Origin of the sequence: Neobacillus niacini (assembly GCF_030817595.1) — a bacterium.
In the GTDB taxonomy this organism is placed as follows: domain Bacteria; phylum Bacillota; class Bacilli; order Bacillales; family Cytobacillaceae; genus Neobacillus; species Neobacillus niacini_G.
Genome location: NZ_JAUSZN010000001.1, coordinates 2,273,468 through 2,295,472 on the forward strand (window position 1 = coordinate 2,273,468; position 22,005 = coordinate 2,295,472).

Below are 22,005 nucleotides of genomic sequence, written 5' to 3' on the forward strand. Positions count from 1 at the left end.
TGTGGAATCTATTTTAAACCAGCTGTTTTGGATTTGGTCACTAATTACTGTCCTGCCGGAATGGATGCGTCTTTTTTTGGCTCTTTTTGTGCTCTTGCAACTCGCAAGGCTGATATTGTTGTACATTTTTCCTCCCTTCTTAAACTTGTTGTGCCGTTTGTTGAAAAAGATGATATATCTAATTTCTCACCCAATTATGGCACTTCTTTCCACGATGCAAAGACGGCGGAGAGAAGCAGGAATAGCTGGCATACCTGTTTGGATAGAAATCATTGAAGTAATGTTTGCCTTGTTCGAAAATTTTCTCAACAAAATGATTGAGCTTTTTACGAAACGGAAAAGGATTAAGAGCAGGATTAAAAGATGGACCTTCTATGCTGCCACAGCTGTAGTGATTTTGCTAACTGCTGCCATCATGAACAATCCAAATGAGTGGTATACACAAAAATGGAAGAAAGCGGAGGTTTGGTTAAACCAAGAACATGTGCACGTACAAGCATCTGGGGCTTCCCCTGATCAAAAAAAATTAATTTTAAATAAGAAATATGAAGATGGTGGAAATATTCGTGAAGCTCCCGCACTAACTGCGCCCCGTTTATACACGATCACAAATGGAGAAATCCTACACTTTTTGAATGAAGAACAAGTAGATTCCAAAGGAATAAAGTGGCTAAAGGTTCAAACGACAAACGGGATCGAAGGCTGGATATCGGCATTGATAGTCATGGAAAAACAATAAATTAGAATAACTTAAATAAGGAGAGTTGACATCTACGAGAATGGTCCGCTCTCCTTTTATAAAACTCTCCCAATTTATCAAAATGTGAAACGGCCAATCACAACCCTATCCTCACTCTTTCATGGTCAGACTACGACTTTTCCCCAAGCATATTTACCTGCAAAGAGCTCCTTTATAACCTAGTACTTATCAATTCAGAGTGCTTACTCTTTTTCTGTTATGTACCATCCATCAGGCTTTTTCTCTATATGGAATATATCTTCATCGAATTTTTTTCGGAGCATTCTATATTCTTCATTTTCTATTTTAATTTTGGCTACTATGACTTTTTTTAACGTAATTTCAGGTTTCTTGACTTCTATAACCAAATCGTTAATCATAAAAAACGTTCGTTGATATCTCATACTCCACTTCCTCTCCTGTTTCTATTATTTACGTATAGAATTGGCCAAAAATTATTAAATTCCTTGTAAATTTTTCATAAAAGTCGTCCTCGCCTCAAATGTTCATAAACAGACCGGATGAAATGAATCAGACTTGCACAGTTAAAGTGTACAATATGGCTGAATTACAAACAATTGAACTACCGCCATAAAAGCAACCGTATCCATAACCGCCACATCCACCGCCATATTCGGAACCACAATTTTTCGCCACCACCCGTACTATCTGCGTACTATCTCCTCTTATGTTATTTTAAAAAGCAAGGATGGATTGGATTATCATCATAAATTGGGATAAATCCGCGGTTTGACTACAAATACATAAAAACGTTTCTATAACTCTATTATATTTTCAAACTGATTATCTCACCAGTGTGGACACCAATCTTGTTTAATCACACTTTTTGGCTGTCTTCTTTATTCGTTCTATCGGTTCAAACATTTAGATAATATATCGCTGGTTTGTGGTAATTCAATATTCTAACTATTGTCTTTATTCAAAAAGTACTCTATAATACTTTTCATTACATAAATTCAAAAGTCAGAGGTGTATAAAATGAAAGTTTTAGAGAAAGTAAGCCAATTCGCTGGCAGTACCTTTGCCGTCTGGGTGCTATTATTTGCAGCCTTATCGTTTTTTTGGCCATCCGCATTTACGTGGATCGCACCACATATTTCACTCCTTCTAGGAATTATTATGTTTGGAATGGGACTAACCTTGTCTGCAGGAGATTTTAAGGAAGTTTTCAGACGTCCAAAGGATGTGGCAATCGGAGTTATTGGTCAATTTTTAATTATGCCTGGTCTTGCCTTTTTACTAGCAAAAGGATTACAATTACCTCCTGAAATTGCTGTAGGAGTCATTTTAGTAGGTTGCTGTCCAGGAGGGACTTCATCTAATGTTATGACTTTCTTAGCGAAAGGTGATGTTCCCCTAAGTGTAACCATTACCTCAGTGACAACACTACTAGCGCCTGTGGTAACACCAGCACTTATTTTATTACTTGCAAGCGAATGGATTCCTGTAGAACCAGGTAGCCTATTTGTTTCCATTGTAAAAATTGTGATTGTACCTATCGTCCTAGGGCTAATCATTAAGAAATTGTTTAATCGACAAGCACAGGCAAGTGTAAAGGTCCTTCCGCTTGTATCGATTATAGGAATTGTTTCGATTGTAGCCGCAGTAGTATCTGTTAACCAACAAAATATTGCTAAAACGGGGTTAATCATCTTTGCTGTTGTTATCCTCCATAATGTACTTGGCTATTTACTTGGCTATTTCTTTGGAAAGTTATTCAAGATGGACTTATCGAAGAAAAAAGCAGTTGCAATTGAAGTTGGAATGCAAAACTCCGGCTTAGGTGCTGCTATTGCTTCAGCCCATTTCTCACCATTATCAGCTGTACCGAGTGCTATTTTCAGTGTTTGGCATAATATATCTGGTCCAATTTTAGCAACCATATTTAATCGGATGGATAACAATAAGCCGCTCGATGCGGATTCAAAAAATACATCATTAACAAACTAGATAACCACACCTTCATTGTTGGAAATCAACAACCACATGAAGGTGTGGTTTTTTGAAATTGTCAAAAGGGTATCTTGTTGTACACACAAGTAACTGATAAATCAAGTTTTCTTTTTTTCTAATATTTCCTCGTGATTTGTAATCTAAAAAAATGGCACCAAGCATGGCGCCACTTAGACCTTAATTTATAACCTGAAATCCACAATTAAAATTAAATTTACTCCATTGCGCTAGAATGGACATACCTCGTTCCTTGGCAGCCTTAGCCACTTTATCCGACTACTTAATACAGCTAGACCTCAAGCTAATAGATGTTTATGATTTTGAATCTAGTAATAGATTAATTGAGAAATTTTAAGAGAAGAAGTATTTATGTAAATACTCAGTAAACTATTGATAAAGAATTGTAAATAGTAGAGTATTTCTGATGCGCTAAAAGACATCCCATCCGACTGAGCCAGTGAAGGATTGCTCATACAGTTCAATATGAGCAGAACATGATCAGTTGGCTCTTCAGTTACAATCAACCAAGGGTTCGAAACACTTCATCCCGAACGGTTGCCTTTTTTGTACTCATTCCATTACATTATCCAAGTTTATACTTACGAATTACTTTTTGCATAAAAATAGCCGAACCGGCACTCATGCCTCAAGCAGTTTTGAAGAATGCTAGCAACTGTTTTATTAAAAATAAAATTTAAGTAACTAGAGCCCTGTTTTGATATGGTTTAATTATAAACCAGTAATCAAGATGGCGAGGTACAATTAGTAATTGCGTTAAAACCCCTATAAACTGCAACTGTAATCAGGGTAGAATTTATAACTTTTACGAGACTGTGTAGGTGTTAGTTTATTCCAAACACCGAAACATTCTGGTATTTATCCATTCAGAGTGCTTACTCTTTTTCTGTGTTGTACCATCCTTCAGGCTTTTTCTCAATATGGAATAAATCTTCATCGAATTTTTTTCGGAGCATTCTATATTCTTCATTTTCTATTTTAATTTTGGTTACTATGATTTTTTTTAGCGTTATTTCAGGTTTCTTGACTTCAATGACCAAATCATTAATCATAAAAAACGTTCGTTGATATCTCATACTCCACTTCCTTCCCTGTTTATATTACTTACGTATAGAATTGGCCAAACATTAATAAAATCCTTGTAAATTTTTTGTAAAATGTCTCCTCGCTTTTAGTGGTTCAAAAACAGACGGATTCTTTATTTATATATAAACACCAAATGTTGCTTTGATTCCTATTATTGTATCAATAGTATCTAATTATAAAAATTGCACTATAATACTAATTCGTACATAAAAGAAGGCTGACTTTAAATTCAAGTCAGCCCTTGTATATTTTTGACCATATATGTTTCATTGTATTAAATACCGTGCAAGACAAATGAAGATTTAAGCAACTAAATCTAAAACATGATTTCACCTTGTCGGAATAGGTTTTGCCAACTCTAAGATAAGATAGGTTATCCGTTACTGGTGGATTGGGCTGGAATATAATTTTAGGATTAATATCTTTCATTTGACGGTCGTAACTGGATGGTGCCTGTCACCCGAACCTCTGGAATATCCCGTACTTTACCTTAAACCTCTCAATAATTTTCATCCAGCTGCTGCTAAATACCCATAAGAAAAAGACGTTACAGACGGCGTGTGCGAGGTCAAAGTAAAAGCTTGAGCTGTAATAGAGCAAAATTACTGGCCAGCTTAGGTCTTGGATGACACCGACAACGACCCAAAGATTCATAATCCAGCCAAAGGCAATGCCGACAATAAAACCGTAAATACATCGACCAATCTTACTTTGCATAATCCACGTTTTGCCGAGGAACCCGGCCGTTAAGCCAATCATCCCCCAGGCATACATTTGCCATGGGGTCCATGGACCTTGACCGAGAAAGAGGTTGGAGACGATCGCCGCCAAACTCCCAATGATGAATCCGCTTTGCGGTCCTAATACGATCGCGGCAATGATAATCACAAAGGTGGTCGGTTGCACGCTTGGAATCGAGGCAAACGGCACCCGGCTGACGGCGGCAATCGCTGCTAAAATCGCCACCACGACCAGCTCCCTACTCAATACTTGTTTCCGCGAAAAGCTAATCATAAAAGGAAAAAAAGAGGCAGCCATGATGAGCAGGCTTATGGCTAGAAAGTGTTGCGTGTTAAATAAAGGAAAGCCGACGAGCAGAACGAAAATAAGGATCGCTAAACCAATTAAGATTGGCTTTGAATGCGCCATATTTGCCTTGCCTCCTTAATGGTCACGACGGGGTAAGCATTGCTGTTTCGTGTAGCACGATTCAACACCGTCGTATAGTACGTATTTTCATGAAAGAAGTCCCTGGTGTTTTCCGTTACCGTAATTTGCCCTTGGAACAGCATACTGCATCTAGTCGCATAGGTGGCCGCAAACTCAATATCATGCGTGACCATCACAACTGTGAGACCTTCCTCTACTAAAGTGGATACTAAATTCCCAAATGCTGACTTCGACTCAGGGTCCATTCCTTTTGTCGGTTCATCAATTAACAATATTGTAGGTTTGACAAGCAAGGTGCCAATTAAAGCAGCTTTCTGCAGTTCTCCCCCACTTAAGTCATACGGATGGCGATTGAGTAAGTGACTAATCTGAAAACTTTCCACTAGCTCTTGTATCACAGCTTCCGAATGGCTGATTCCATGCTGCTTCGCTATGGAGTCAAATTCCTTTTTAATACTATCATGGATGAAAAAGAGCTTAGGGTTCTGCGGCAGGTAGCTTACTTTTTGGAGGTCCCACTTTTTCACCTTTTTCCCCTTGAACTTCATCGTTCCATGCTGTGCTTTTAAAATACCGCCAATCACCTTTAAAAGCGTGGATTTTCCTGTGCCGTTTGCACCGACAATCGCCAGCCATTCACCGTCATAAATGGATAGATCTAAATTGTACAAAACAGGCGGGGTATTTTTACCATATTGGTAATCGACTTCTTTTAATTCAAGAATTGGCTGTTTGGCTGTCTCCTTTACCACAGTAGGTTCGTCCCAATTAACCTTTTGCCCTTGCAGCCAATGTCTCGTTTCTTTTACATTAAGCGGAATGTCCTGTACGTTTCCATCTGGCTGGAAATCTAAATACAATAACGCAGAGCTCGGTAAAAAGTTCCGCATTGTTTCATGAATCCCTAGTTCGAGAACCATTTCCTTCGGCGGCATATCGTGAAGCAGTTTGCCATTTTCCATTAAGATGACTCGGCTCGCGACCGGAAATAGTTCCTCTAACCGATGCTCGACAATGACAATGGTAAGGCCAAATTCATCGTTCAACCGTTGAAGCATATGAATAAATTCCTTCGCGGCAATCGGATCAAGCTGGGCAGTTGGCTCATCTAGTAATAAAACGGTCGGCTCGAGCAATAAAACAGCAGCTAAATTAATTAATTGCTTTTGCCCCCCAGACAGATCGTCCGTTTTTTTATCAAGCAAATGATTTAACCCGAAGAAATTGACCATTTCAGCTATCTTTTTCCGCATTTGTTCGGTCGTAAACCCTAGGTTTTCCATTCCGAATATTAGTTCCTTCATCACATTGTCCATCGCGATTTGATTTTCCGGATCTTGAAAGACCATGCCGAGCTCTTTCGCTCTTACAAGTGGGTCCAGTTCCTCCAATGGTTTTCCTTTAAAAAAGAGAGAGCCTACTTTCTCCCCGTGTGGAGCAATTTCCGGTTTAAACAAGCGAAGCAATGTCGATTTCCCGCTTCCGGACGGACCGCAGAGGACAACGAATTCTCCTTGCTGTACTTGGATGTTAATCTCTTTTAATGCGTTTGTCGTTGCGTTTGGATAAGTGAAACTTAAGCTTTTCGTCGTAAGTATTTCCACTTAAACATCTCCTTTCCTTCCGTCCAAATCGGAAAACCAATGAATATAAAAAACAGGACGAAATACAGCCATTCCCGGCCCTGTAGCCAAACGGGTTCGAGGAAGGGCAGCAGTGTCAACACGCCATCCCCAAGCCACCAGCCAAACAGGACCAGGGAGCCTGCCAACATAAGAAAAGCAAATGCCACCCAGTCTCTTTTTTTCATATAAAAGGGCTGGTATTTGCTCCTCTTTCCAAGACCGTAGCCCCTTGCCGTCATTGAATCGGCTGTCTGAATCGATTCCTCTAACGACCAGGTAAGGAGGGTTTGCAAGAACATCATTCCGTTAGAAGCGCGCTGTTTGAGCGAGCCGCTTGTTACCGATAATCCCTTTACGCTCTGGACATCGCCGATTTCAATAAGCCTTTTCCTTAAAAGAGGGAAAAATCTCATCGACAGCATAGTCAAGAGCGCCCATTGGGGAAGAATTTTTGAAAACAGAAAAACGAATTTATCAGGAGTGATGACCATATTAAAAGTCAAAAATAAGGTTAAGATACAAACAAGCGTTAAGGCAATCATCACTCCTTGCCAAATGGCCTCTACCATTACTTGCTTTTCAAAAAGATAAAAAAGAATGTGATTGCCGCGCTGATTAAATAACGGTGTTAAAACAAGCGAGAGCATCCCCATCACGAGAATCATCGTCCGCCATTTTTTCAGCTCCTGACCCCTATCAAGCATAAAGTGGATGATAAGAATCAATATTGCTCCCATGACTAAATACACGGGGTGCTGGTAAAGCATAATTCCTGCAATCGTAAGAATGTAATAAAGTAAAAGAATCATAGGATGAAACGATTGAAATCCTCGTACCATATACTTCAACTCAATCCTCTAGTTGGTCTATTTCGTATAATCCTTCGTATATCGCCACATAATTGCTTGCCCAGGCTGTACCCCGTACACCCCAGCGCTTGTGTCTATGGCTTTTCCATCGACAAATACTTCCCAGCCACTAAGCGGGCCGTGATCAAATTCATATATGTTATCAATGCCTTGTATATAAGCCGTTGCCCCCGAACCAGTCACATCTATTTGAATCCCTCGTGCCTTGACAATCCTTTGGGTAACCGAAAGGACCGTGTCTCCATCTTGCATTTCCACCGTTGTAACTGGTACAATGGTTCCTTTTACCTCAGGAGCAGTAATTGTAATCGTCACTGTTTGTACGGGTTTGGTTGGTTCCGGTGCAGCTTGGGCCGGTTCAGGAGCTGGCTTCGGTTGGGCTGGTGGTTCTTGTTGTTTTACTTCATTTGCTGGTTGTTTTGGCGGTTCCGCTTGTGCATTAGCACCACTTGGTTTGGTTTGAGATGGAGTGGCCACTTTTGACTCTTCGGGTTGGACAATCTCTTTTGTTTCCTTCTGAGCAACAGCTCTTTCCTCATTCAAATCCACCTTGATTTTAGAACCGGCTTGCTCTTCAACCGACTTCCCATCCCCTTCTACATTTACCTCATCATCCGCTCCCGCTAGCTCCTCAGACTGTTTGACATCGTCATTCACCTCTGGTGCGACAACCTCATCTTTTTCACAGCCAACGGCTAAAAAGAAAAATATCAGCATCATCGCCGCTAGTATCCATCGCTTCATGCTATGATCCTTCCTTCCCATTACAATGAATGAGGGTAATCCAGGCAAAAACGCTGAATTACCCTAATTATACTTATGATACTCGTTTACGCTTTACATAGAAAAGAATTAAACCGACTAGCAATACACCAAGTCCGATAACCATTAAGTTTGCTGTATTGGTTGCCGTGTTCGGCAGTTTATTTCCTTCGGCAGATTCTGATGTCTCTCCTGTATCATCCGTAGATACTACTGTTTGTCCATTTTTATCTAAACCAACTGGTTGATTTTGTTCATCCGATGGATTTGTCTCCACTGGCTGGTTTGGCTCCGCTGGTTGTGCTCCTGGTTTATTTACCAACTCAAACTGGTAAACCAATCCATTATTATTAACAAAGCTTTGATATGCTGTTAAGGCCAATAACACTTGCTGTGTGGACATATCACTCGATGCACCAGCTTGTAAATGACTAAAGCCTCCATCATTTTGTTTAAATTTCAGCAAATGCAGGATAAGATTTCCTCCAGCCTTTGTGAAACTTTGTCCCGTAGGATCCACACCAACAGATGCAAGACCAACGATTGCTTGGGAGATCGATTCACTGGAGTCTCCACCATTCGATGCAATCGTAAAGCCACCTGTCTCTCCTTGTACATCCGATAAGTAGTTCACAGCTCTGTCAATTGCCATTTGGACGTCCGCTTGATTACGGTAGGGCGCTAATGCCGTCAAGACCATTCCAGTAATGTCTGGGCTCGGGTTCGAACCGAAAAAGCTCCAGCCTCCCCCTGCTAACTCTCGTGATAGAATTGCATTGACTTGCTGTTCTCTAAAGCCTTCGGGTGTTTTATACTGAGCGCTATCAACAGCAAGTAAAGCATAGATGTTCATATTTATTGATGAATTTTGTAAACTAGCATGATTAACCAACAAGTCTACTAAATTGTAACCCTCAATCGATGTCGCATCATAACCCGCTGCCGACAATCCAATTATAACTTTCTCTAAATCAAGTACATTTCGGAAGTTCCCGTCTACTTCCTTCACTTTTTCTTTCACACTGGTTACATAAGTAGCTGGGATTTCCCTTGTTGTATTTGCTAATCCCCATACCCACCATTCGTTTCCATAGAAGGTGGTAATATTCTTTGTTTCCATGTAAGATAAAATATCGCTAATGTTATCTTCGATTTCTTCATTCTTAATCGGATTGGTTTCATGTGGATCAACTGGTTCTTCTGGATCGGTTGGCTGTGCTGGTTCACTTGGCTCAGCCGGTTCAGCCGTACCTGGCTCGCTTGGAGGTACATAGGTTTGAACTGTTAATTGAACATGGTCGTTTGGTTGAACCTCATGAGCAACAATACTAGTAGATAACGCATTATCGTTGACTCCTACACCCCACCAATCATTGGAACCTATCTCTGTATCTCCGACATTATTGATATAAGTAAAATAAGTATCATCAACAGTCGCTTGCACGGAAACTCCATGTTGTACGGCCGCCTGGATTAAGGCATCATAGGCACTAGCACCCTTTATTAAGGTAACATTTGTTTCCGGAATTACTTCTACTCCATTTTTACCGACGGCCGATACTTTTGCGGTTACAGTTGGATTTGGCCATTCTGTAATCGCAAATAGCAAGTGCTCACCACTAGCTACTTTATGAGACGAAATACCAGTTGAAGCAGACACGCCGTTAATATTAAAAGACCAATAAGCGTTACCTGTCGGAGATGTCTCTCCAATACTATTTATAAAAGCACCATACTCACCGTGGGTAGTATCAATTTCTTTCCCCTTTTTCTCTCCGGCTTCTAGCAAAACATCATAAGCCGTTTCTCCTTCTTCAAAACTAACAGCAGTCAAAGGTAAAACCACTTCACCATTTTCATCAATGGCTTTAATCGTTACCGCCTTTTCTAATGTCGCAGCTTGGACGGATGGTTGGACAAATGCTAGATTACTAAGTACCAGTAAAAATACAGCAAATAAGGCAGCCCAACGTTTTGTGAACGCAGTCTTGTTCATCGCAAACTCTCCCTTTCTAGTATGTTTTTGCTCAAAAAAAAACACCCCTATATTGCTAGAGATGTGTACATATGGATGATTCTGTTTCATTATGCGTAAAATACATGAAGTCAGAAACGTTCGTACACCTCCCTATCCGCGTAGGTCGAATGGCATCAAAAATAGGCAGGTCTCCTGGCTCATGATCAACACCTTCTATCCCCTTCCCATCCTTTTGACAGTGGCAATTAATAGAAAGCTCCCATATACAGTGGCGGGACCGCGCCGGATTTTTACCGGTCTTCCCTTTAAGAATTTACTTTTTAGTAGAGTAGTAAATTCAACCTATTCTTTCCGTATTCAATTATCTTTAGAATAGATAAAGTCAGGAAAATTGTCAATATAAGCCGAATGGGTGGCTGCAGTATTATGGAAGTTTTTCTTTGTTATTCGACTTAAAATTAGCTCTCCTTCAAATCTTACGTGGGAAAATGATTAAGTTAAGGCTTTTTTGGAGAAAACAAAAACATCTCTATACTATCCTAGCTATAAAATATCTATATATACAGCAATGAGGCGAGGAGCAGCAATTGACGGATAAGCTTTTACTAACTAAGGAATATCAGGAAGGATTAATAAAGTATGTAAATCGTATTCATGATCGATTGTATACGAATGTATAACGATTCAACATCGGTTCGTATAATGCACATTTTACGCAATTTTGTAATGTTGCAATCGCGTCGTATCAACGTTTTTTCGCTGCGTAAATAACTATGTTATGCATTATCCTATACATCCGCATACCTACGCCATTTAAGGCGCACTGTACTCCGCTATATCCCCACCGTTATTGCATAAAGTATGGCGTCACTTTATACGAGCTGGCGCTTGTTTATGCAGCGATCGGCAGGCATTTCGACCAGCTACCCGAGTACGGCAACCGTCCGTCCGGCAGGCGCTCCGTGCTGATGTTATCGCAGGCAGTCGGACCCCCTATCCGCACCCTATCCGCTAGCATACCGCCCAGCCATCTCCCTGCCATACCCCCACATGTATTCCGCAAGCATTACGTCCTATTACCTTATAAATCGTAATCATTCCGAGTTTCTTCTATTATATATCCCGACTAGTGAGACATACGTCATTACTTTGGTACGAAATCCAACATAACTATCGTCATCCAAGGCCGCAATTAATCGACGATATTCTTCCACCGTAAAAGCCTCTACGACGTCTATTGGCGCCTTAATCGGTTTAAAGCGCTTATGTATCGGCTCATTAATCCACGCCTTATCCTCGTAACAATAACGCAGGAATGCACGCATTGTCCTGACACGAATGTTAACAGTCATTGGAGAGTAGTCCATTTCCTCGCGCATAAACGTGATCCATCCCATAAATAGCTCCGTTGTCATTTCATCCGCTAGTAGCTCGCGGTTTATATAATCCTTAAAATTAGTGTTTTAAAGTTTTCCATAATACAAGTTTTTACAATTACTTTAAGTATAGAGCATCAATTTGAATTTCTCCCCAATAGCCTTTTGACTTTTCGGCAAACCAATTTGATAATAAAGGCCAGGTGCCATCCAATATCTGGATGGCACCTAGCACCTTGTTCATGAAGTAAAAATAGGAAGTGTTATTCTTATCGTTGTTCCTTTATTTAAAACACTATTTATCTTAATTTTCCCATTCATTGTCTCTATTGTTTTTACAACAACCATTGAACCTAATCCAGTCCCCTTTTCTTTGGTGCTGTAATAAGGTTCGCCAAAACGGCTTATTTGTTCTTTGCTCATTCCAACACCGTTATCGCTTATCTCGATAATGATATCGAATTTACTCACGAGTGTAACTAAACTAAGCTCCCCACCGTTTGGCATAGCCTCTATACTATTTTTAATTAGGTTTAAAAAACATTGCTTAAAATGTTGAATATTTCCGAGTGTAATTCCTGGCACTAACTCCTCTGATATCTTCACCGAATTCATATTGGCCAATGGTTTCGTCATTTCAATAATACTTCTTATTTCACGATCTATTAAAATAATACCTATATCTTCGGTTGCAGGTTTTGCATATGCTAAATAATCACTAATAATGGTCTCTGCAGATTTAAGCTCTCTAACCACATGTTGAAAGTACTGTTCTCTATCTTCTTGAGAAAGGTTAGGGGCTTTTAGGAGATCAATAAACCCCTTTACAACTGTTAAAGGATTTCTAACTTCGTGGGAAATACTCGCTGCTAACTGGCTAACAACTTCCATCTTTTCTAGCTTTGCTATTTTTGACTTTATACTAATTGCATCACCTAATATTTCTATCATATATATAACGAAAAACATAACTACTGGAGGAAGGAAAATAAAATAAAACATATAAGCTTCAGTTACCCTAAATGAATCAGATATGGTAACAGCTGTAGAAGTTGTTAGTATTCCAAGACACAAAGATAACAGAATTGAGAAAATAAGCTTATTTTTTCTATTGAACATGATGAACTTTTTTGAGAAAAGTGCCGTTATAATATAGATCATGATATAAACAATAAGAGTTAAAGAATTGAATCCATAAATAAAAAACCTAATAGCCAACGAAATTATCAACAAGGCAGCCCCGACAGGCCATCCGCCATAAAGTATACCAATTAAAAAAGGAATTTGCCTTAAGTCATGTACACAATATTCATCAATATAAATAGGAAATTTCATACATAAAATACTTGGTAAACTCATGCATGCTGTTATAAGGGTTTTTTGATAATTTTTAAGCATTTTAAAATTATCAATTAAAACGAAGAAAACAAAAATACTTACTAAAATGTAAAACAAGTTATCTAAAACATTTTGATTAATATAAATGAAGTCCATATTTGATATCCTTTGTCAAAATTTATTAACATAATTAATTATAAGGGATTAGTCCTATAAAAGAGAGCTTTTTTTATTTAAGTAAATAACTCTCAAAAATGGATATTAACCTACTAGTTAAGCTTCAAGTCGAGTAGAAGGGAGCCTTTCTACCTTGCGGTAAATTGTACTCCTCCCCCCTCACAGAACCGTGCTTGCGCTATTAACGCACACGGCTCCTCCTAGTCATCATTTACAAAATATAGCTAATTTCTTTTCTTAGGTCGTATATATTAACCTTAACTCTTGCGTAAGGTAATGGATATTTATTAAGAAAGAGTCTAAATTTATCCCAAGTAAATGATTTCCTTTGACTTCTTCTATTGAGCCATTTAAACTGTAAGTACCCGATTTTGTCTCTGAATTTGTTTACACTTTGGGTATTATCTGTGATGCAATAGTAGTTGTAATAACCTACTAGTGAGCGTTTAAATCTATCCATAATCATATGAATGTCTTTATTTCTGTTAATTTTCAACCATTCTTTAGTTTCTTTTAGTTTAGCTTGGACTTTCTTCCTGCTCGTTCTCCGTTTTACTCGGAATTTCCCTTGTTTACTCCTACCGCAATAGTGAGTAAATCCAAGGAAATCAAAAGTTGCCGGTTTCCTTCTTCCCTGTTGATTTGCATTTTGCTCCGCAAACCGCCCGAAGGGTATGATTTTGGTTTTATCCTCAGCTATTTCTAGATTAAATTTCTTTAATCTCAACTTTAATGAATGGAAAAATTGCTCGGCTTCACATTTATATTGAAAACAACAAACAAAATCGTCTGCATATCTCACTATGTATGCTTGTCCCTTGCACTGTTTCCTCACCCTATTCTCAAACCACAGGTCAAGGACATAATGGAGGTATACATTGGCTAATATCGGAGATATTACTCCACCTTGCGGTGTGCCTTTGTCTGTTTTATATTTCTTACCTTCTTCCATGTATCCACCTTTAAGGAATCTACCAATGATTCTTAGTAGGTTAGGGTCAGCGATTCGCAGTTTTAAGAAATCCATCATCCATGTGTGGTCAACGTTGTCAAAGAATCCTTTAATATCTACATCTACTACATAATTTACTGTTCTCTTTTCAATATAGTGGTTCAGTATTTTCAAAGCATCGTGGCAGTTACGATTTGGACGGAATCCAAATGAACAGTCTAGAAAATCATTTTCATAGATGGTATTTAGTATTTTCGTAATGCCTCTTTGAACAATCTTATCTTCATGTTCCGGAATTCCCAATGGTCTTTTCTTGTTTGAATTGAACTTTGGAATATACATTCTCCTTACTGGAACAGGAAGATAACTTTTGCTTTTAAGCCTATTTACTAAATTCTCTATGTTTTCTTTTAGATTTTCACTGTATTGCTCTTTAGTTGTACCATAAACCCCAGTTTCCTTCTTGTTAGGTAGCTCCTGGTGACATTGAAATAGTGATTGCTCATTTAATAAATGTGCAAGAGATGTAAATTTCATTTTAGGATTTAATTTTGCTAATTCTGCTATCCTTAGTAGTTTTGTTTCCATTTATTATCCCTACCTCTGTGTGTAGTAAATGTGTCCCTAGTAAGGGTGATAACTGGTAGCTAGCCTTTCCTCCGTCGGCATTACCCAACTTCATTGGTACTACGCTGCTATCCGACTCCCTACATCGGCATTTGGTTTCCTTGCTTGTTATCGCTTGTACACCATACTCTTCTAAAAAAAAAGAAAAGACCGGTAGGGTCTCCCGAGTTGCCGTATCATATCAATGTATAACGTGCCAAGGTCTCTGACTCCAGAGAGGTTTTATCCTTCTTGCCTTTAACGAAAGATAAAATGTAGCTTTCTGCTGTGCTTAAGGCATCAGCCCTCTCGATTTACTAACATTATGGAGCTCAATCCCTTCAACCATTTGGCTTTCGGCCCGCCACCTAACTGTCTACGCTTAAAGACTAAAGTTACCTTTAGCCCTCCAAGACTCGCTACGAGCGAATGGCTAGTTCTTACTCGACGGGAATCCCACCCGCTATATGATACGACCTATGCTCGGCCGCACAAGCACCCGTTAGTTTAAGTACAATGTTTCACAAACCTACTCAATTACCACTTATTTATTACATGAATGCTGCCCCTTTACTGTTTATATTTCTGTGGAATAAAATCCAATTATAAATAACATCACTACGTCTATATTATTTTATTTTTAAATAACAAGTCTCAAATTGGAGATTCCTCATAACATAAAGTACTATTAAATTAATATTGTTTTTCAAAAATTTATCATGTTGCTACCAAGTGGCTCGTTTGTTGGAAAAACCCATCATACAGTTTTGTGAAATTTAGATCAGAGGAAGAATTAAGAGGAATTTAAAATTATTATTCCCACAGAACTATTAGAAGGAGGATATTATGAGCGAAAATATTAATACTTATGAAGCTGAAGGTATCAAAATATATTGGAAACCCAATATTTGCAAACATGCAGGAGAATGTGTAAAGGGATTGCCAAGTGTATTCAATACCCAGAAAAGACCTTGGGTATCACCACAGAATGCAACAGCTGAAAAAATCATGGAAGTGATTGATCGTTGTCCAAGCAGAGCACTTACTTATGAGCAAAAATAAACAGAACTAAAAAAGTTAGGAGAATGAGGAAATGACTGAAATTAAAATGGGCAAGAATGAATTCTATATTGAGGAATCTAATGAAATTATTGCAAGAATTCAATTTATCCCAAGCGGAAAAGATGTAAATGGAAGAAATTTAATTATTGTAAACCATACAGTTGTATACGAGGGACATAATGGTCGTGGATTAGGCAAAGAATTAGTAAACAAGATAGCTGAATATGCAAGAGATGAAAACTTATATATTATTCCTATATGTCCTTACGCAAAAAGTGTTCTTGAAAGTAAGGCAGAGTATCAAGGTGTACTAGCAAATTGATGCCATTTTATTATATATGCGTTGAATCAGCTACACTTAACTGGACAAAAAAATAAGGTCAAGTAGACTAATCACTAAATCAGGGCATACTGCTAGCCAAAACACATCTTTTACACTGCCATTTGCTATGCTTTTGTAATTTATAGCTTCCAATTATTCATAACTCGTAATAAATCCAGTAGGTAAACTGGATTTTTTTTCGTCGCAATTATGTCAAATACGACATTCATAACCAACCCCTTATTTAACTAACCTCCCTCAATAAACAAAGTGAAAACTCACGTTTTCTCCAGTATTCTCAGTATTTTATAGATTAATATTTTAGAGTTTACAGATCGCTACTTTGGTTGGATTTATCTCGTAAGGATAAATTTGGGTCTTTGAAGCAAAAAGACTGATAGCGCATTAGCCACACACTTACAAAAAATGGTGGATGAGTAAAAATATGATCGCACTGGTAGATGTCCACATTTCTCATGGAGGTCAACCCTCCCATGCCTCACAGAGTCTTCGCTCTCAAATTCCTTCGTCCAACCTTTCCATGAGGTGGATGTCAGTCATGCTGCCCCACAGGGTCCTTGCCCGAAGTTTAGTTGCTTTGCTGACTAATCCGTGCTTCAAATGTCCGACACTTATAACACCTAAAATATTTTTTACCTACTGTTCTTACTGAATTACGCTGCTTTTTCAACTTCTATGTTTGCTCTCATATGAGGGATATCCTGTAACATTCTCTCTTCACTAAACTCAAATTGTTTCTTTCCAATGGCAAAGAATATACGTATTAGCTTATTACACAAGGCAATCAGAGACTGCATTTTTTTAGAGGATTGTCCGGACGCTGCGTGTAATAGGCATGCAGCGCTTTAAAGGCGGAGTTCTTCGCGACCATAATCATACACACCCTGAAGAGGAGAGCCCTTAGCTTCTTCCTCCCCATTTTAGTGATTCTTGTTTGCCCTTTATGCTTGCCAGAAGTATTCTCTTTTAAGCTTAATCCAGCTAACTTTATGATTTGTCTCGGGTGGGAATACTCTTGTAGATCTCCCACTTCTGCAAAGAAGCCGGCAACTGTATCTCTCCCCACTCCCTTGATGGCTAACATTTGCTGGACACCGGGTATAATATTCAATCAAGTTATCTATCTTCTGATCTAGTTCTTCGAACTTCTCTTGTATCAAGTCATATTTATCAAGAAGAGTGGCCAGTAGGTTCCATCCCTACGATCGCTTTTTCCATGTGTTGTTCTAGTTTTAATTGATTGATCCAATCAAGAAACTGTTGAAATCCTCGCTTGGTATTATCAAAATAACAAGGGGAACCGAACTCTATTCCTCTGTAGTCCTGTGCACGTGCGACATGCTTGAATTTCGCAATATCTATACCTATAATAAGAGTCTGAGAAGTGATTTGAGCAATCTTTTCATTTTGGTTATAATTCATTTCAAGACCTCCCGGTATTTTGGAATTGTCCTTTTTTGCTGGCCAGCTTTTAGGACTCTCTCATTCTACCAAGAGGTTCTTTTTTTGTTCAAGCCTCATTTTCATTCATTACAGGAATGCTGCCCGTTAGTCGAACAAGGAAAAGGCGATACCTAGTTAAAGCATCGCACCCGTTACTTTAAGTACATTTCTTCACAAATACAACTTTATTACCCCCATTTGCTATTAATCCTAAGCAATAATTATTTTTATTAAAATCATTACTTTAGGTTAAAATAAGTGAATAAAAAGAGGAGGAGTTAGCATCATGACTTCAAGGGATGTTCCAATCACATCATCAGAATTGGCAAATTTATGGATGACTTTTCAAGAAAAAACCATGATTATCAGAATGTTAGAGCATTTTATAGAACACGCCAATAATGCAGAGAAACAACTTTTGCTAACTCATTATAATAATGCTTCTAAAGCCATAGATATCATTAAAGGTATTTTCCAACAAGAACAGGCAGTTATTCCTATTGGTTTTACAGAAAGTGATGTACAAAAAGGAGTTCCAAAGTTGTTTGATTATCTGTTTGATATCATGTATTTGCATATGATGACTAAAGTGGAAATGAGCCTTTATTCACTTTTTTGTGGTATGTCCTATCGGAAAGATATTAATGATTTTTTTATCAATTTGACAGCAGAAGCCCAAGAGATTAACTGCCAAGCAACTCAATTCCTTTTAGAAAAAGGGGTATTGGTACGTCCAGCTTTTGTATCAATGCCTAAAGAAGTTCATTTTGTAGAGAACAAAAATTATAGAAGTAGTTTTAATTTGTTTAGTGAAACGAGATCTCTAAATACAATAGAAGTTTCTCTTATCCATCATGCCATTGAAACAAACCTTGTAGGAATGCAATTAATGATTGGATTTGCCCAAGTTGCTTCAAATAAGGAAGTGCAAAACTATCTTGTAAAAGGGATGAAATTGTCAAAGAAGATTGAAATCGATTTAGGTGAATTTTTACGCCAAAGTTATATTGAACCACCAGCTACTCATGCCGGTAAAGCAACTGCTTCAAAAACCCCACCATTTTCTGATAAATTAATGATGTACAACACAAGTTTGTTAACTTCATTTGGTCTCGGAAGTAATGCATTAGGAGGTGCATTTAGTTTACGAAATGACCTACCTGCAAAAATGGCTCTGCTTGCAAAGGATATTTTTACTTTTGCTCAAGATGGAGGTAAGATTATGATCAAAAATGGCTGGATGGAAGAACCCCCACAGATTGAGGATCGAAATCAACTAACCAAATAAACGTTTTATAGAAAAAACAGATAACAAAAATGGAACAAAAGTAAGATATTTTTCGTCTTAATGAATTGTAAAATTGTTTATAGGACTACCCTTTGATAAGTTATAAAAATCCTTTATAAGTTATTCGCCTCTTCCTTCACATTGTACAGAAAAGAGGCGATTTTTATTTTTAAATTTGATAAATTTCTTGTTAATGTAACCTGCCCCGTTAATAAAAAAAGACCGCCGAAGCGATCCCATCTTAACTCTTGCACCCGTTACTTTAAGTACAACACTTCACAATCTGCTTCGTTAATCAACCTAAAATAGGGCGATGCCTTGTCAAAACATCGCACCCTTTTGTTGAAGAAGAAACTCAGATGTTATTTGCAATACGCACTACCTAATGCTTGTTCTTATTAACTATTTGCATAAAGGTCATGAGCAACTTTTTATTTATTAATTATTTCTTTTCGTTCTACCATTTGAGGCGGTTCTTCCATCCATCCGTTATTAATCATAATCTTTGCACCTTCATGGGCATATTCGAAAATATCTTTAGTAAAAGCAGTATTTTTTGCTGCCAAATCATTCCGTAAACTAAAAGCAGTTCCTAAGGCATTGCCTCCCATAGAAAAACTACAAAACAGACTGGTACAATACATCATGAGCTTATCGGAAAACGGAGGAACTGTTGAACGAGTCGCATTTCCACCTGAGGGGGAAGGAATTTGAATCCCATCCTCTAAAAATGTTTCACTCATCTCTTTAATAATACTTTTGGCGAGTTCTGCACCTTTTGTAAAAAATTTTTTCACTTCTGATTTATTGGCACATTGAGCAAAACCAGTAATCATTTGTAACCCAGTCACATTTGATTCAATACCATGAAAAATATAAGCAACCTCTACCGTATTTAAGGTTCTCTTGTTACCAATTTTAGTAAATGGGTTAAGTCCACCCAAATAGTTTGTTTCTTTAACAAACTCAACTGAGTTGGGCATAGAAACATATGGAGCCCTAGCCAACATCCCTTTTTCAATCAAATATTGTGTACAAGAATTGTAATATGCTTGGGTAATTGCGGTAAGTTCCTTAAAAAGCATGACAATATCTTCACGATATACCATGTTTATATTTAGTGTATGCAACCCCATACTAATTTCTTTTAGTAACCGTACAAACATGATGTCAAAACCATTATCATATAACTTGGGTACATCTTTGTTAACATCTTCAGTAGTAAACCCCACTGGGATTACAGCCCCTTCACTTTTGAAAATGTTTGTTATTTTGCCAACATAAATGTCGATTTCATTGTACACATCAGTCATGATTTTTTTTGCTATTTCGTCGTCAGCTTTTTCAATAAAGTATTCAAGCATTCGCAAAATCATCGTTTTCTCTTGGTATGTAAGCCATAGAACTCCTAGTTCGGATGAAGTTATTGCAGCTTTATCAGGCATGTGGCATTCCTCCTATATTTTTTCTTCTTTATTTTGCTCTACAAATGATACAATATCCGAAAATGGGTTCCCGTAATTTACCAATTTGATCTAATTATTGTAAATATTATTATTTCCTTTAGCTAGAATATTTCAATGTTGTATTTAGGAAAATAAACTTACCTGGAAAAATTCATTGAAGAAAATTGGAAGAAATTTTGATAGAGGGATGTAAGAACTACCCCCTCCCTAAATAGATATAAAATAGTAAAAGAAAAAGTGATAGAAGTGAATACCAATGATAACAAAAGATGAGCTTGAAAAAATCCTTTGGAGTATTGCTTTACCTGGGTTTGCTCAAATTCTGAACAAGAAATTTTTCAAGGGATTACTTTTGATTGGATTAGAAATATTGATTAATGTCCAATCCAACTTTAATGATGTAATTATTCTGAGTTTTCATGGGGAAATTGAAAGAGCCATTGGACAAACGAATTACCAATGGTTGATGTTTTATCCTTGTCTTTATTTTTTTGCGATATGGGATGCTTATAGTGATGCAAACACTAATAAAGTATCCTTAGCGTTTCTTCCGTTCGTGTTTTCCGCTTATTTAGTTACAGTAGGGCTTATTTACTCAGCAACATTTAAAGTATACGGAATGTTACTCGGACCTATTTGGTTACCAATGTTGTCATTACCCCTCGGAATACTGATTGGAATTTTTTTGAGATATATGCTTTTAAAATTTATATATCGTGCCGAGGAATCTTAGGTACATTAGCTCAAAGAAATTAGTGAGTCTTCAATAAAAATAAACGCCAAAAGTTTAATTGGCGTTTATTTTTTATTGAAATAACCTGCACCGAACACAACAAGAAAAAAGATCGCCGCAGCGACCTCATCTTTAACTCTTACACCCGTTAAATTAAGTGTAATACTGCATTATCTTTTGAAAAGATTCTAGACACAGAAATATTTTCCACCGCTGTAAATTAAATAGTTATAGGTTATTTATTTGCTTAATACAATCCCTAATAGTATCAATGACTACCATTGGCTCTGATAATTGCGGGAAATGACCGCTGTTTTCTGCAACAATATGTTTGCTATTTCGTGACAACGATAGTAATTCTAATTGATTTTCTAGTCGCTTTTTTCTAACTTCCTCTGGCATCATTCGATTTTCTTGTCCACCTGTAATTACATAAACAGGTATTTCAGGAAAATCGTCTAATTGATAAATTTGATTCACAGTTTCTTTGACAAAATTAACTTCATTGAATTGTTTATGGGAAGACAAGGAATCAAACATTGTGAATACCTTATTAATTGCCTTTACTGTTCTACCTTGATATTCATTAAGACTTAAATCTCTCGGATGACTGGATTCTAGGAAGACAATACCTGCTGCTTCGTTTGGGTATAGTCGGGCATACAAATTTGCATATAAGCCACCTAGCGAATGTCCAACTAAAATGAATGGAGGTTCAAATCCCGCTATTGTTAATGCTTCACGTAGAGTTCTAACAATCGTTAACCCATCTTGGGGTTCTTTCGGTTTATCGCTACCAGTAACACCAAATCGATTATATGAAAATACTGATGATGATTCTGAAATTTTTTGTATTATTTTCATCCAACCTTCTATTGGTCCCGAACCACCGTTAATCAAAACTATATTTGGTTTCCCATTCCCACTAATATTATATTGTAACTTCCCTCTTGATGTTTCCATTTTATATTTGTCAATTTTCAATGGTAACACCTCACTT

The 22,005-nt window shown here is 37.7% G+C and carries 18 protein-coding genes, 1 pseudogene and 1 riboswitch; of the genes and pseudogenes, 6 read left to right on the forward strand and 13 right to left on the reverse strand.

Annotated features, from left to right (window positions below; translation table 11 throughout):
- The first annotated feature begins 1 nt into the window (after position 1).
- Complete coding sequence (locus QFZ31_RS10970; protein WP_307303007.1) at positions 2-739, forward strand: SH3 domain-containing protein; 738 nt, start codon at positions 2-4, stop codon at positions 737-739.
- A 203-nt stretch (positions 740-942) separates the two neighbouring features.
- Here the strand turns inward: QFZ31_RS10970 and QFZ31_RS10975 are convergent, their stop codons facing one another.
- Positions 943-1,143: a hypothetical protein gene (locus QFZ31_RS10975; RefSeq protein ID WP_179599117.1), complete on the reverse strand. Its 201-nt coding sequence runs from the start codon at positions 1,141-1,143 to the stop codon at positions 943-945.
- A 595-nt stretch (positions 1,144-1,738) separates the two neighbouring features.
- Here QFZ31_RS10975 and QFZ31_RS10980 point away from each other — a divergent pair.
- Positions 1,739-2,710, forward strand: coding sequence for a bile acid:sodium symporter family protein (locus tag QFZ31_RS10980; protein WP_307303008.1), 972 nt, complete (start codon positions 1,739-1,741; stop codon positions 2,708-2,710).
- 896 nt (positions 2,711-3,606) lie between these two features.
- Here QFZ31_RS10980 and QFZ31_RS10985 read toward each other — a convergent pair.
- From QFZ31_RS10985 to ltrA, 9 genes are all read right to left on the reverse strand, one after another.
- Positions 3,607-3,807, reverse strand: coding sequence for a hypothetical protein (locus QFZ31_RS10985; protein ID WP_307303009.1), 201 nt, complete (start codon positions 3,805-3,807; stop codon positions 3,607-3,609).
- A gap of 466 nt (positions 3,808-4,273) precedes the next feature.
- Positions 4,274-4,966, reverse strand: coding sequence for an ECF transporter S component (locus tag QFZ31_RS10990; RefSeq protein ID WP_307303010.1), 693 nt, complete (start codon positions 4,964-4,966; stop codon positions 4,274-4,276).
- Complete coding sequence (locus QFZ31_RS10995) at positions 4,942-6,591, reverse strand: ABC transporter ATP-binding protein (protein WP_307303011.1); 1,650 nt, start codon at positions 6,589-6,591, stop codon at positions 4,942-4,944. Before QFZ31_RS10995 ends, QFZ31_RS10990 begins: the two co-directional genes overlap by 25 nt.
- Entirely contained in the window at positions 6,564-7,451 is an 888-nt protein-coding gene (locus QFZ31_RS11000; RefSeq protein ID WP_307311516.1) for an energy-coupling factor transporter transmembrane component T, read from the reverse strand. The genes QFZ31_RS10995 and QFZ31_RS11000 overlap by 28 nt, the downstream gene beginning before the upstream one ends.
- 27 nt (positions 7,452-7,478) lie before the next feature.
- On the reverse strand, positions 7,479-8,225 hold the full coding sequence (locus tag QFZ31_RS11005) for a DUF4430 domain-containing protein (RefSeq protein ID WP_307303012.1): 747 nt from the start codon (positions 8,223-8,225) through the stop codon (positions 7,479-7,481).
- A gap of 73 nt (positions 8,226-8,298) precedes the next feature.
- Positions 8,299-10,239, reverse strand: a complete 1,941-nt coding sequence (locus tag QFZ31_RS11010) for a DUF4430 domain-containing protein (RefSeq protein ID WP_307303013.1) — start codon at positions 10,237-10,239, stop codon at positions 8,299-8,301.
- Between the two features lie 146 nt (positions 10,240-10,385).
- A riboswitch (cobalamin riboswitch) is annotated at positions 10,386-10,582 on the reverse strand.
- Positions 10,583-11,315: 733 nt separating this feature from the next.
- Positions 11,316-11,618, reverse strand: a complete 303-nt coding sequence (locus QFZ31_RS11015) for a hypothetical protein (protein WP_307303014.1) — start codon at positions 11,616-11,618, stop codon at positions 11,316-11,318.
- A 219-nt stretch (positions 11,619-11,837) separates the two neighbouring features.
- Positions 11,838-13,091: a HAMP domain-containing sensor histidine kinase gene (locus tag QFZ31_RS11020; protein WP_307303015.1), complete on the reverse strand. Its 1,254-nt coding sequence runs from the start codon at positions 13,089-13,091 to the stop codon at positions 11,838-11,840.
- A gap of 232 nt (positions 13,092-13,323) precedes the next feature.
- Positions 13,324-14,652 carry a group II intron reverse transcriptase/maturase gene (ltrA, locus tag QFZ31_RS11025; protein ID WP_307303016.1) on the reverse strand — a complete coding sequence of 443 codons (1,329 nt, stop codon included), beginning with the start codon at positions 14,650-14,652 and terminating at the stop codon, positions 13,324-13,326.
- Between the two features lie 864 nt (positions 14,653-15,516).
- On the opposite strand from ltrA, the gene QFZ31_RS11030 reads away from it, so the two are divergent.
- Positions 15,517-15,732: a (4Fe-4S)-binding protein gene (locus tag QFZ31_RS11030; RefSeq protein WP_307303017.1), complete on the forward strand. Its 216-nt coding sequence runs from the start codon at positions 15,517-15,519 to the stop codon at positions 15,730-15,732.
- Between the two features lie 31 nt (positions 15,733-15,763).
- Positions 15,764-16,054, forward strand: a complete 291-nt coding sequence (locus tag QFZ31_RS11035; RefSeq protein WP_307303018.1) for a GNAT family N-acetyltransferase — start codon at positions 15,764-15,766, stop codon at positions 16,052-16,054.
- A 674-nt stretch (positions 16,055-16,728) separates the two neighbouring features.
- Here QFZ31_RS11035 and QFZ31_RS11040 read toward each other — a convergent pair.
- Positions 16,729-17,497 (reverse strand): annotated as a pseudogene (locus QFZ31_RS11040) (transposase).
- Positions 17,498-17,801: 304 nt separating this feature from the next.
- On the opposite strand from QFZ31_RS11040, the gene QFZ31_RS11045 reads away from it, so the two are divergent.
- Positions 17,802-18,806 carry a DUF3231 family protein gene (locus QFZ31_RS11045; protein ID WP_307311518.1) on the forward strand — a complete coding sequence of 335 codons (1,005 nt, stop codon included), beginning with the start codon at positions 17,802-17,804 and terminating at the stop codon, positions 18,804-18,806.
- Positions 18,807-19,237: 431 nt separating this feature from the next.
- Here the strand turns inward: QFZ31_RS11045 and QFZ31_RS11050 are convergent, their stop codons facing one another.
- Positions 19,238-20,251 carry a DUF3231 family protein gene (locus QFZ31_RS11050; protein ID WP_307303019.1) on the reverse strand — a complete coding sequence of 338 codons (1,014 nt, stop codon included), beginning with the start codon at positions 20,249-20,251 and terminating at the stop codon, positions 19,238-19,240.
- A 277-nt stretch (positions 20,252-20,528) separates the two neighbouring features.
- Between QFZ31_RS11050 and QFZ31_RS11055 the strand changes: the two genes are divergently transcribed.
- On the forward strand, positions 20,529-21,005 hold the full coding sequence (locus QFZ31_RS11055; protein WP_307303020.1) for a hypothetical protein: 477 nt from the start codon (positions 20,529-20,531) through the stop codon (positions 21,003-21,005).
- Between the two features lie 228 nt (positions 21,006-21,233).
- On the opposite strand, the gene QFZ31_RS11060 is transcribed toward QFZ31_RS11055, so the two are convergent.
- Positions 21,234-21,998 (reverse strand): alpha/beta fold hydrolase, encoded by a 765-nt coding sequence (locus QFZ31_RS11060; protein WP_307303021.1) that lies wholly within the window; start codon positions 21,996-21,998, stop codon positions 21,234-21,236.
- Positions 21,999-22,005: the final 7 nt, after the last annotated feature.